Source organism: Microvirga terricola (assembly GCF_011777495.1).
Classification (GTDB): Bacteria; Pseudomonadota; Alphaproteobacteria; order Rhizobiales; family Beijerinckiaceae; genus Microvirga; species Microvirga terricola.
The window spans coordinates 146,231-157,934 of sequence record NZ_JAATJS010000007.1; the positions used below are offsets into that span (position 1 = coordinate 146,231).

The following is an 11,704-nucleotide window of genomic DNA, read 5'->3' on the forward strand; positions in this document are numbered from 1 at the left end:
CAAGGCCGCGCGGGTCAGGCAGGCAGGCCTCGGCGCTTCGATGCGCCTGCCGCCTGCCTATCCCCCGATGAGGCGGAGGAGCCAGATTCGCGCGGCTCCTCCTCGCCATTCGCAAGCTTCACGCAAATACTTAAGGCTTCTCGCAGGGACGAGACGTAGTAGTCAGCTCCCAAGGCAGCTTGCAGACTCGTGTCCTTCAACACAGCATTATCTTTCGACCACAGACCGACGAGAATCGGAATGTCAGGTACGAGCTTGCGCAGCCGTTGCAGCAGATAGCGCAGATGCGCGGGCGTGCCGCTGATGTCGAGAGCGCAGAGGCACACCATCTGCACGCCACCGACATCGAGATTGAAAGCGGCGGAGCGGGAAACGGCCTCATAGGGAATCGTCCGTCTCCCCAGGCCGTGCTTTTCCAAAAGCTGCGTCAGCATGGCTGCAGCCGCCTTGTCGAGTGGTCCACGACCCGCCACGCACAAAATCGCGCCATCCGCTTTCCAACTTTCACCGATCTCAAGCGTGGACACGCCCTCAGTGACATCCTCGTAAGAGTTCAGATCCTGAACGAGCGCATGCGCGACCTCCTTGACCTGCGCCAGTTGACGACCCGTCAGCACGCCGCGGTCGGCATCGCTGGCGGCGAGCCGCAAAGCCTCGATGGCAACCTCGTCGTAATAGGCCGAGGGCGCACGGGACTTTAGAAAGTGCTCGGCGGAATCGAGCGCCTCGTCCGGATCGCCCGCCAACATGCGTTGATAAAGGTTTTCCGCAGGTGTCAGCGCAGGCTGGTCGCCTAAGAGCACGCTTAAGAATTCCAACCGCTCCACGTGCCGTCCCAGCACGACGAGGCAGAGCGTGAGCGGCACCGCGATGACAAGGCCGACAGGCCCCCACAGCCACGTCCAGAAAATGGCGGACAGCACCACCGCGAACGGCGAAAGGCCCGTGCCCCTGCCATAGACGAGGGGCTCCACGACCTGCCCCATCAGCGGCTCGCCGATGAGAAACAGCGCCGCCACCATCAGGGCCATCGACCAACCCGGCTCGACGGCAGCAGCCACGAGAATGGGGAAGGTCGCCGCGATGAAGGAGCCGATATAGGGTACGAAGCGCATCAGGGCCGCGACCACGCCCCACAGAATCGGGCTTGGCACGCCGATCAACCACAGCCCCACCCCAATCATGATGCCGAACGACGCGTTGAGGCCGAACTGAATCAGGAAATAGCGGCTGAGCCGACGCCCCGCATCGTCAATCGCCTCTGTCGCGCGGTGCAGGTCGCGCGCGCCGAAGAGCCGGATCATCCGGTCACGTAGATCCTCGCGCTGGAGAAGGATGAAGATCACCACAACGAGTACGATACCCGCTGTCGCAATGGGATGGAGAACGGGACCAGCGATACTGCGCACGATTTCGAGCGGCGTTGCCGGACGCTCATGCACTTCGACGGGAAGCGGAGCGGCTTGGGGCGTGGGCGACGGCGCAGGGGCGGGTTGCGGCGTGGGCTCTTCCTTCACCGCCTTGCGGATTTCGCTGATGACGGATGGCAGGCGAGCGAGGGTCCTTTCACGTAGAGTGCCGACCTTCTCCTTGATGGTCGCCTGATAGCGCGGAAGGTCGTTGGCGAGCCCCGCGAACTGGTACCCGACCAGAGTGCCAAGCGCCGCGATGATGCCGAGGGCGAAGAGCACGGCGATGATGACCGATGGCACGCGGCCCAAATGCCACCGCCGCATCAGGTCCACGAACGGCGCGAGCAGGAAGGCGAGCAGGATCGCGAGCACGATGGGGAGAAAGACCTCCTGCGCGACATAGAGCACCATGAAAACCACGATGCCGAAAACCAGCGTCATCAGGCCCCTGGTCTCGGGCGTGCGCGCGGGCTCGACGTCAATCTCCGATGATGGCTGAGACCTGTTCGGTTCGGCAGGCGTCATCATTCTCCAGTCCGGTATCAAACTGCAGCTGTCTGACAACGTGCGCCGCCGTGGAACGATCCTTGGCCGTTGAGACAGCAACCGGTTTTGGGACCTTTTGCCCGCTTGGCCGTTATCCCCTGGGTCTAAACTCTTAAGGTCCGAACCATTCGCGCCTGGAAATCCGAAGCTCCCATGCCGATATCCCGTCGCATGCTCTTGATGAGCGCCGCCCTCGCCGTCGCTCCCGTCGCTCTCGCCCAGGAGGGAAAGCTAAGCCCTATGCCGATCTCGCTGGAACGCCGCACCTTCACGAGCGGCGGCAAGGATATCGCCGTCGAGACGCTTCAAGTGGAGGGACTGTTGCGCCCTCCCGCCGTGGTCATGCTGCACGGCGCCGATGGGTTGAGCGAAAACGTGCAGTATTATGAAGGCGCACAGGTCGTGGCCGCGGCGGGCTTTCAGGTCAATCTGATCCACTATCTCGACCGGACGGAGGAGAACCGTGCCTCCTTCAACACGCTGTTTCAAAACTTCCAGATCTGGCTCGAGACGGTCAACGACTCCCTCGCCTGGGTCGCGGACCGCACGGAGGTCGATACTAGCCGGATCGGTATCATCGGCGTGTCATTGGGCGCCGCGCTGGGGCTTGCCGCCGCCAGTGCCGACCGGCGCATCAAGGCCCTGGTCCATTACTTCGGCCCGCTGCCGCAGGGTGCGATTGCCGCCGACGCGCATCTGCCGCCGACGCTCGTCCTCCACGGCGCGCTCGATGCCATCGTGCCCGTCGCCAACGCCTATGCGGTCGAAGCGCTTCTGCGCCAGCAGGACGTGCCGCACGAGATCATGGTCTATCCCGACCAGGGACACGGCTTCCGTGGGGACGCGCGCACCGATGCCCTGGAACGGGTCGTCGCCTTTCTCGGGCATTATCTCGCGGGACATGACGCCTCGCCCCTTTCGGGCAGGCGCTGAGACCGCTAAGAATCGAAACATCCACGTTACCAACGACATCATCCATGACCGCATCCGACATGTCTCACAACGTCAACCCGCTCCTGCGCCCCTGGACCACGCCCTTCGGCATCCCTCCTTTCGAGAGCATCACGCCCGAGCACTATAAGCCGGCCTTCGATGCAGCGCTGGCCGCGCAGCAGGCGGAGATTGCGGCTATCGCGGACAATCCTTCTCCCGCGACGTTCGCAAACACCATCGATGCGTTGGAGAAAAGCGGCATGGCGCTCAAGCGCGTCGGCGGCGTGTTCTTCAATCTCGCGGGCTCGCATACCAATGAGGCGATCCAGGCGGTCGAGCGCGAGATGGCCCCGCTTCTCGCCAAGCATCGCAACAGCATCTTCATGAACGAAGCGCTGTTCAAGCGCGTGGACGATCTTGTTCAGCGCCGCGACAGCCTCGGCCTGACGCCGGAGCAGGCGCGCGTCCTTGACCGCTATCACACCATTTTCGTGCGCGCGGGCGCGCGCCTCGACGCGGAGGGCAAGAAGCGACTCGCCGCGATTACGGAACGTCTTGCGAGCCTCGGTACGCAGTTCTCGCAGAATGTGCTGGCCGACGAGAAGTCCTACCGTCTCGTGCTCGAAACGGAAGCGGATCTCGCGGGCTTGCCGTCGTTCCTGCGTGAAGCCGCTGCACAAGCGGCCGACGATGCGGGCCTGAAGGGCAAGCATGCCATCACGCTCTCGCGCTCCAGCATCGAACCCTTTTTGCAATTCTCTAGCCGCCGCGATCTGCGCGAGCAGGCCTTCAAGGCCTGGGCCGCGCGTGGCGATGGCAACGGTGCGACGGACAACAAGGCGAGCATCGCCGAGACCGTGCGTCTGCGTGCCGAGCGCGCGAAGCTTCTGGGATACGCCACGTTCTCCGATTTCAAGCTCGCCGACACCATGGCGAAAACGCCGGACGCGGTGCTCAAGCTCCTCAACGAAGTGTGGACGCCCGCCCGCGCCCGCGCGCAGCGGGAGCGCGACGATCTGCAGGCGCAGGCACAGTCGCAAGGCGACAACATCGAAATCGAAGCGTGGGACTGGCGCTATTATGCCGATCAAGTCCGCATGGCGCGGCACAACCTCGATGAAGCCACCATCAAGCCTTACTTCCAGCTCGACCGCATCATCGATGCGGCTTTCGACACGGCGCAGCGCCTGTTCGGCTTGACCTTCGAAGAGTTGAAGGATTTTCCGCGCTATCATCCGGATATCCGTGCCTGGCAGGTTACAGATGCGGCCAGAAACCCGGTCGGCATTTTCATCGGCGACTATTTCGCGCGAAGCTCCAAGCGCAGCGGCGCTTGGATGAGCGCCTTCCGTTCGCAAGAAAAACTCTCTGGCGACATTCGCCCGATCATCGTCAACGTGATGAATTTCGCCAAGGCTTCGCCGGGCGAACTGTCATTGCTGAGCTTCGACGACGCGCGCACGCTCTTCCACGAATTCGGCCACGCGCTGCACGGGCTGCTCTCCAACGTGACCTATCCGCTGCTTGCGGGCACAAGCGGTTCCACCGACTTCGTCGAATTGCCCTCACAACTCTATGAACACTGGCTCTCGCAGCCCGATATCCTGCGCCGCTACGCCACGCACTACCGGACGGGCGAGCCGATGCCGGAAGCGCTTTTGGAGCGCCTGATGGCGGCGCGCAACTTCAATCAGGGCTTTGCGACGGTCGAGTATCTGGCCTCGGCCTTTGTCGACATCGATCTGCACAAGCGCACAATCTCGGGCGATCTCGATGTCTCCGCCTTTGAGAAGGAATCGCTTGCCCGCATCGGCATGCCGCGCGAGATCATCATGCGCCACCGCACGCCGCATTTCGCGCATGTGTTTTCCGGTGACGGTTATTCGTCCGGCTATTACAGCTATCTCTGGTCGGAAGTGCTCGACGCGGATGCCTTCACCGCGTTCGAGGAAACGGGCGACGCGTTCAACAAGGAGATGGCCGAGAAACTCAAGCGCTTCATCTATTCCGCAGGAAACCTGCGCGATCCGGCAGAAGCCTATACGGCCTTCCGTGGCCGCCTGCCGTCGGCGGAGGCGCTTCTCGCCAAGCGCGGCTTGACGACGACGCCCGCAGCATGAGGACAGCGGAGGATTAAAGCCCGAGCAGACTGACCTGCAGAAGTCTTGTGCGACGCCTGAGCCAGCGGAACTGAACCTGAATGTCTCTTTCGATATTCCGGGGCGAAGAGTTCGCTGGTTTTTGCTGACGCAGAACGCTCAGCAGGAAAGCCGCACCCTCCGGGTCCGTTTCCAAAGCTTTCGCGTCTAGTACAGGCATCGTCGGCTTTCCCTCGATTGTTCAACAGATAAGCTCAGCCGGGCCTGTGGTGCTCGTCCGACAACGCGAAACGCAACTCGCTGACCTGACGCGACACCTGACCCGGCTCCAAGATACACGGTGGAAAGTGGGCCTTATTAGGGCCATCCGGAAAACGCTGCGGCTCCAGGCACAAGCCGGCATGGGGGCCATAATGCGCGCCGCCTAGGCCCGGCACCGGAATATCGAGCATGTGGCCGTCATAGAACTGAACGCCGGGTTCCGTGGTCCAAAGCTCCATGGCCAAGCTGTTCCTGATCGATTTCAACGTCGCCGCATGGGCGCAATCGCCGGAGTGGTGGGGAAGCACGTAGTTGATGTCGTAGGACATGCGGTGCGTCATGAGCTGCGCCGCGCCAATCGGCCTCAAGGTCGCGAAATCGTAGGCCGTGTCGGCCACGCCTTCGATTGCGCCTGTGGGGATGAGATCGGGCGACGTCGGCGTGATGAAATGCCCGGCGATCATCAGATGGTGGGACGAAATGTCCACGCTGCCGTCGAGGTTGAAGTAGCTGTGCGTCGTGAGGTTGACCGGCGTCGGCTTGTCGCAGACCGCCTCGAGCACGATCCGCACCGTGCACGGCTCTTTCAGTTCGTAGGTGCATGTCGCGACGAGACGCCCCGGATAGCCCATATCGCCATCGGCGGAAACCAGCGCCAGTGTTGCGCTTGATGGCTGATGGTCGATCAAGGTCCACACGCGGGTGCCGAATCCTTTCGCGCCGCCGTGAAGCTGGTTTCGCCCCTCATTCGCATTTAGCCTAAACAGATGTCCGCCCAGGTGAAAGCGCGCATGGCCGATACGGTTGGCGTAGCGTCCGACGATGGCGCCGAAATAGGGCGAATGGGCGGCATAATCCTCAATCGAATTCAGCCCGAGGACGACGCGCTGCAGACGATCCGTCAAAGGCACCATGAGATCGCGGATCACCGCGCCCCAGGTCAGCACGCGCATGTCCACCCCGTTCGGACCGTTAAGCGTGATCTCCAGGACGTCGTTTCCGTCGACGGAGCCGAACCGCTCGATGGTCATTGGCTATCCCTTGAAGATATTCGCCCTCACGCCCGGAATGCCGGTTTCGACAGCAAAGAGATGCCCCGCCATCGGATCGATGTGGGCATCACGCCCAATGGCCGCGGTGGTGATGTAGAGCGTCGTAAGATCCGGGCCGCCAAACGCGCATTTGGTCACCTGCGCGGTCGGCACGGGCACGATCCGCTCCACCGAGCCGTCGGGTGCGAAGCGCGAGACGCGGGACGCACCCCAATGGCAGATCCACAGATGCCCTTCCGCATCCACTGTCATGCCATCGGGAAAACCCCATCCTTCCTCAAAGCGGATGAACACACGGGGCGGCCCCAGCCCGTCATCGACGATATCGTGGGCATAGACGATCCTGCCGACCGTATCGGTGGCGTAGAGCACCGTCCCGTCGTGGCTGAAGGCCGGGCCGTTGGTGATGACGATGCCTTCACGCAACGCCGTCAGACGATGGCCGTCCCAGCGCCAGAAACAGCCAGTCGGGCTCACCTCCAGATCGTCCATGGTGCCGAAATAGAGACGACCGTCAGGGCCGACATGGCCGTCATTGATGCGGTTGTCGGGCTTGTCCGGTTCGGGCGCCACGAGGGGCTGCACCTCGCCGCCCCACAGGTGAAGCCTTGCGAGGCCCGACTTGAACCCGGCGATGACGATGTCCGGGTCCGCGGTGAGGGCGATGAAGCCGATGGGCTCGCGCACCTCGATGCGATCGTGCTTCAACGTCTTGGGCTGGTAGTGCCAGATGCCGGGGTTCTTGATGTCGACCCAATAGACCGTGCCGGTGCGGTGATCCCACAGGGCTCCCTCGCCCAGCACGCAACAGCTTGCCACCACCACATGCGGCGCGTGCGGGTGGACGTCTGGATGGCTCATATCATTCCCCCATGGCCCCCGTTCCGGTAACTCTGCCGCCCGTGACCAGGTTCATTCGGGCCGGACGAGGAGCCCCCGGAATGCGCCCCGGTGCGGCCCCGTTCACCGGGGTGCCGAAATGGGCGTTCTTTCCGTTCATGGAGAAGGTAAGTTCGTCCGTGATCGTCTTGCCGACGAACCGCGCGCCGGCCTCCAACATTTTGCGCACCGTCGGAGCGGTCCGTGTCTTGATGCCGGAGAGCGCCAGCATATGGGGCCTGAGAGCGGGCCGGTTTTTTCCTCCGGCACGGCAACCGTCGGATAGGGCATGAAGGCGCGGGAGAAGCATGGAGCCATCGCTTTGAGACTATTTGCCTCAACTGTGTCACCCAAGGCCACGCCCAGCAAGCCGAACTTTCGCCGGGCCGAGACCTTACCACATCAGGAAGAGCTGCCAGGCCTGGGCGCATTGCCAAACGCGTAGGACCGTGCTTTTCGAAAGGCCGAAGGAGCCTGTCATGACCGACAAAATCGAAACCGACGTCGTCATCATCGGTGCGGGGCCGGTCGGCCTTTTCGCCGTGTTCGAACTGGGGCTCCTCGACATCAAATGTCACCTCATCGACATTCTGCCCAAGGTCGGCGGCCAGTGTGCCGAGCTTTATCCGGAAAAGCCGATTTATGACATTCCCGGTTTTCCGATGGTCACGGGGCAGGGCCTCGTCGACAATCTGATGGCGCAGATCGAGCCGTTTCATCCCACCTTCCACTTGAGTGAGATGGTGGAAAGCCTCGAATCCCTCGGCACGCCCGAAGCGCCTCTGTTCCGCGTGAAAACCGCAGAGAACGGTACGACCTTCCTCTGCAAGGCGGTGATCATCGCGGCGGGCGGCGGATCGTTCCAGCCCAAGAAGCCGCCGATCGAGAACATCGAGGCCTATGAGGGCACCAGCGTGTTCTATGCCGTGCGCCGCATGGAGATGTTCCGCGATAAGCGCGTGCTGATCATCGGCGGCGGCGATTCCGCCCTCGACTGGACCGTGAACCTTCAGCCCATCACTGAACGCCTGACGCTTCTCCACCGCCGCGACGCCTTCCGCGCCGCGCCGCACACGGTGGAAAAAATGCGCTCTCTCGTCTCCGCTGGCGACATGGATCTGCACCTCGGGCAGGTCACCGCTCTCGTGGGCGACGCGCCCGTGCTCGAAGGCGCGGTGATCCGCAAGGACGACGGCTCGACCTTCAAGGTCGATTGCGATGTGATCCTGCCCTTCTTCGGACTGACCATGAAACTCGGTCCCATTGCCGATTGGGGCCTGAACCTGCACGAAAACCTGATCCCGGTGGACACGGAAAAGTTCGAGACGAACGTTCCGGGCATCTTCGCCATCGGCGACATCAACACCTATCCCGGCAAGCTGAAGCTCATTCTCTCCGGCTTCCATGAAGGCGCGCTCGCGGCGCAGCGGGTGCATCGCTACGTCTATCCCGACAAACGGCTGACCTTCCAATACACGACCTCGTCGACCAGCCTGCAGAAGAAACTCGGCGTCGCCGCCTAAGCCTCTTGCGAAGCGCAGCGGTTCCTGAAACTCTTCTTGCCATGACGCACTCCTCCGACCTCTCCCTCGGCCGTCGCGCCATGGCGCTGCTCGATGCGCTCGCCCGCTACAGCGACGAGCCGGAGCGCCTGACGCGGCTTTATCTCTCGCCCTCCCATCGCGCTGCCGCGGAGGCGACGCGCGGCTTCATGCAGGAGGCGGGGCTGACAGCGCATATCGATACGCTCGGCTCCGTCGTTGGCCGCATCGAGGGACGCAACCCCGATGCGCCAGCGCTCATCATCGGCTCGCATATCGACACCGTGGTCGATGCGGGCCGTTATGACGGCAACCTCGGCGTCATTCTCGGCATCGTCATCGCCGAGGCTTTGAAGGCGCGAGGCATCGTTCCCTCCTGCCCCATCGAAGTGATTGCCTTCGGGGACGAAGAGAATGCACGCTTCCCGACGAATCTTTCAACGTCCTACGCACTCTCCGGCCGCTACAACCCGGCCTGGCTCGACGGCGAGGATGCGGCCGGCGTGACATTGCGCGATGCGTTGGCGCGCTTCGGCGGCGATCCGAACGGCATTGCCGCGCTCACGCGCAATCCCAAGCGCTATCGCGGCTATCTCGAAGTGCATATCGAACAGGGGCCGTTACTGGAGGTCGAGAACCGGCCCATCGGCATCGTCACCGCCATCAATGGCGCAACCCGCGCGCGTGCCTTCGTCACCGGCGAAGCGGGCCATGCCGGCACAGTGCCGATGAATATGCGCCGCGATGCGCTCGCCGCCGTCGCGGAGATGACGCTCGCCATCGAGCGCATCGGCGCGCATCAGCCCGACACGGTGGCCACCGTCGGCGTCGCACAGGTGAAACCTGGCGCGATCAACGTCATTCCTGCGCGGGTCGACTTCACGCTCGATGCGCGCTCGCCCGACGATGTGGTGCGCCACGCGATGGTCGCCGAGATCGTGCGGGAATGCGAAGCCATCGCCGCGCGGCGCGGCGTGACGTTCCATTTCGATCCCTTTATGGATTCTCCCGCGACACCCATGGATCGCGGCCTCATGAGCGCATTCGAGGCAGGCGTCTCATCCCTCGGCCTCGAGCTACGTTATCTGCCGTCCGGCGCGGGTCACGATGCGATGGCGATGGTGGAGCTTTGCCCTGTCGCCATGCTCTTCGTGCGCTGCAAGGGCGGCATCAGCCACAACCCCGCAGAGTCGATCACGGTCGAGGATGCAGATGTCGCGGCGCGTGTACTGTTGGAAACAGTCAGAAGGATCGTCGCGTGAACGCCGCCGCAAAGGCGCCGCATCCGGCTTTCGAGCCGCCGGGCGAGTCCGATAGCGATCTGTACCGGACGATCCGCACCGGCCTTCGCGCTCACAACGGCGCTCTCTTTCATAACTCGGCTCCGGGTCAAGACATCGCGATTGCGCTTCGTGATCCTGAGAGCGGCGCGGCGCTTGGCGGCCTTCTGGGCCGCACGGCAAGCGGATGGCTCGCCATCGAGCTTCTCTTCGTGCCCGATCAATTGCGTGGCTTAGGTCTCGCTACGCGAATGATCGCGATGGCAGAGGATGAAGCGCGCCGTCGCGACTGCCACTCCGCATGGCTCGACACGCTCAACCCCAAAGCTGCGGTGCTTTATGAACGCCTCGGCTATGTGCGGTTCGGCGAGCTGCCGGATTACCCGGTGGGTAATAGTCGCGTCTTTCTGCAAAAGAAGCTTTAGCGCGAAACTTCTCCTTTCGCGGCGTCCCACTCCTCCGCCAGAATTGCCCAACGCTCGTGGTCGCGCCATTCGCCCGCGATCTTGAGATAGCGCGGTGAATATCCCTCCTTGCGAAAGCCCAGTCGCTCTGCGAGCGCGCGCGATGCCTTGTTGTCTGGCTGGATATTCGCCTCCACGCGATGAAGGCCGAGCGTGTGAAAGGCATAAGTCACCGCAAGCGCAACGGCCTCGGCCATCAACCCGCGCCCGTTCATGCCCGCCATGCCGTAGTAGCCGAGATAGGCATTGAGAAAGAGGCCGCGTACGATCTCACTGATATTGATCACACCGACGATCCGCCCGCTCTCGCGCTCGCGCGCGATCAGCCCCACGGTCTTCTCTCCATCGCAACGCGCGAGATACGCCATGAAGGATGCATGATCGCGGCAGGGCGAGACCCATGGCTCGTGCAGCGCAATGCTTGCGAGATTAGCCATGATCAATTCCTCCGCATCGTCGGCGGAGACAGGCTGGATGGTCACGCGAGGCATCATGGGATTCATCTCACCTTCATTGGAACCATGTCATAGCGGAGCCGTTGTCGACAGTCCCTCACAAGAAGAAGGATATTCATCATGAGAGCTGTGATTCCAGCCGCCATGCTTCTCTTGCTCGGCAGCAGCTTTTGGGCTGCCTCCGAAGCGCAGGCTCGGTTCAACGCGCTGCCGGGACAAGCGCCGTCTCTCGTGGAGGATGCGGCTTGCGTCGTGCGCCGCGTAAGAACTGTCCTTCCCAACGGCCGCGTTGTTTATCAGAATGTGCGCCAATGCGGCGTGCGCCCCATGCCGCGCTGCCGGTTGGTGCGTCAGCGCGTAGTGACGCCGAGCGGGCGCGTCGTTTTCCGCGGCGTTCGCCGCTGCTACTGACGATTCTTTCAGCGATGGGCTCGGCATGGCCGAGCCTTTTTCTTTATTCCAGTCCGCCGATGGCGCTTTCGACCGCCTCGACCACCGCGCCGGAGCGCACGAGATCGAGCGCCTGGCGCATTTCGGTGGCGTACCAGCGGTCGCCGTCGAGCGCGGGCGGGATGATTGCGCGGATAGCCCCGATCGCCGCCTGCGAGCCTCGGCCGAGCGGATAGTCCTTCGCCAGCGGCTCAACGAGGGTCAGCGCCTGCGCCGCCATCAGCAATTCGCCCGCTACGATCTGCTCCACGTTCTCGACCACGGTGCGGGCCTTGCGCCCGCACCAGGTGGAGTTCGACACGTGATCTTCCGCATTCGACTTGCCGGGAATG

12 protein-coding genes are annotated in these 11,704 nt (G+C 62.9%); 6 read left to right on the forward strand and 6 right to left on the reverse strand.

What is annotated here, in order from left to right; translation table 11 throughout:
• Nucleotides 1-14: 14 nt before the first annotated feature.
• On the reverse strand, nucleotides 15-1,937 hold the full coding sequence (locus HB375_RS17045; protein WP_167674254.1) for an AI-2E family transporter: 1,923 nt from the start codon (nucleotides 1,935-1,937) through the stop codon (nucleotides 15-17).
• Nucleotides 1,938-2,111: 174 nt separating this feature from the next.
• Here HB375_RS17045 and HB375_RS17050 point away from each other — a divergent pair, with 174 nt between their 5' ends.
• Nucleotides 2,112-2,891, forward strand: coding sequence for a dienelactone hydrolase family protein (locus tag HB375_RS17050; protein WP_246728556.1), 780 nt, complete (start codon nucleotides 2,112-2,114; stop codon nucleotides 2,889-2,891).
• A 44-nt stretch (nucleotides 2,892-2,935) separates the two neighbouring features.
• Nucleotides 2,936-5,011 (forward strand): M3 family metallopeptidase, encoded by a 2,076-nt coding sequence (locus tag HB375_RS17055; RefSeq protein ID WP_167674218.1) that lies wholly within the window; start codon nucleotides 2,936-2,938, stop codon nucleotides 5,009-5,011.
• Between the two features lie 233 nt (nucleotides 5,012-5,244).
• Here the strand turns inward: HB375_RS17055 and HB375_RS17060 are convergent, their stop codons facing one another.
• Genes HB375_RS17060 through HB375_RS17070 form a run of 3 tightly spaced genes read right to left on the reverse strand, consistent with a single transcriptional unit; the run spans nucleotide 5,245 to nucleotide 7,492 of the window.
• Nucleotides 5,245-6,282 (reverse strand): aldose epimerase family protein, encoded by a 1,038-nt coding sequence (locus HB375_RS17060; protein WP_167674220.1) that lies wholly within the window; start codon nucleotides 6,280-6,282, stop codon nucleotides 5,245-5,247.
• A 3-nt stretch (nucleotides 6,283-6,285) separates the two neighbouring features.
• A complete protein-coding gene (locus HB375_RS17065) occupies nucleotides 6,286-7,164 on the reverse strand; it encodes an SMP-30/gluconolactonase/LRE family protein (protein WP_167674222.1) in 879 nt (292 codons plus the stop codon).
• A 1-nt stretch (nucleotide 7,165) separates the two neighbouring features.
• A complete protein-coding gene (locus HB375_RS17070) occupies nucleotides 7,166-7,492 on the reverse strand; it encodes a hypothetical protein (RefSeq protein ID WP_343232435.1) in 327 nt (108 codons plus the stop codon).
• Nucleotides 7,493-7,661: 169 nt separating this feature from the next.
• On the opposite strand from HB375_RS17070, the gene HB375_RS17075 reads away from it, so the two are divergent.
• The 3 genes from HB375_RS17075 to HB375_RS18540 are packed head-to-tail and all read left to right on the forward strand — an operon-like array spanning nucleotide 7,662 to nucleotide 10,428.
• Nucleotides 7,662-8,705, forward strand: a complete 1,044-nt coding sequence (locus tag HB375_RS17075) for an NAD(P)/FAD-dependent oxidoreductase (protein ID WP_167674224.1) — start codon at nucleotides 7,662-7,664, stop codon at nucleotides 8,703-8,705.
• Nucleotides 8,706-8,746: 41 nt separating this feature from the next.
• Nucleotides 8,747-9,985 carry an allantoate amidohydrolase gene (locus HB375_RS17080; RefSeq protein ID WP_167674226.1) on the forward strand — a complete coding sequence of 413 codons (1,239 nt, stop codon included), beginning with the start codon at nucleotides 8,747-8,749 and terminating at the stop codon, nucleotides 9,983-9,985.
• The gene (locus tag HB375_RS18540; RefSeq protein ID WP_167674228.1) at nucleotides 9,982-10,428 is read left to right on the forward strand and encodes a GNAT family N-acetyltransferase; all 447 of its coding nucleotides are present in this window, start codon (nucleotides 9,982-9,984) and stop codon (nucleotides 10,426-10,428) included. The genes HB375_RS17080 and HB375_RS18540 overlap by 4 nt, the downstream gene beginning before the upstream one ends.
• On the opposite strand, the gene HB375_RS17090 is transcribed toward HB375_RS18540, so the two are convergent.
• The gene (locus HB375_RS17090) at nucleotides 10,425-10,961 is read right to left on the reverse strand and encodes a GNAT family N-acetyltransferase (RefSeq protein WP_246728557.1); all 537 of its coding nucleotides are present in this window, start codon (nucleotides 10,959-10,961) and stop codon (nucleotides 10,425-10,427) included. The two genes, HB375_RS18540 and HB375_RS17090, sit on opposite strands and share 4 nt — an antisense overlap.
• Before the next feature lie 81 nt (nucleotides 10,962-11,042).
• On the opposite strand from HB375_RS17090, the gene HB375_RS17095 reads away from it, so the two are divergent.
• The gene (locus tag HB375_RS17095; protein WP_167674230.1) at nucleotides 11,043-11,333 is read left to right on the forward strand and encodes a hypothetical protein; all 291 of its coding nucleotides are present in this window, start codon (nucleotides 11,043-11,045) and stop codon (nucleotides 11,331-11,333) included.
• A 43-nt stretch (nucleotides 11,334-11,376) separates the two neighbouring features.
• On the opposite strand, the gene HB375_RS17100 is transcribed toward HB375_RS17095, so the two are convergent.
• Nucleotides 11,377-11,704: aromatic amino acid lyase (locus tag HB375_RS17100; RefSeq protein ID WP_167674232.1), on the reverse strand; the 328-nt coding region annotated here is incomplete at its 5' end.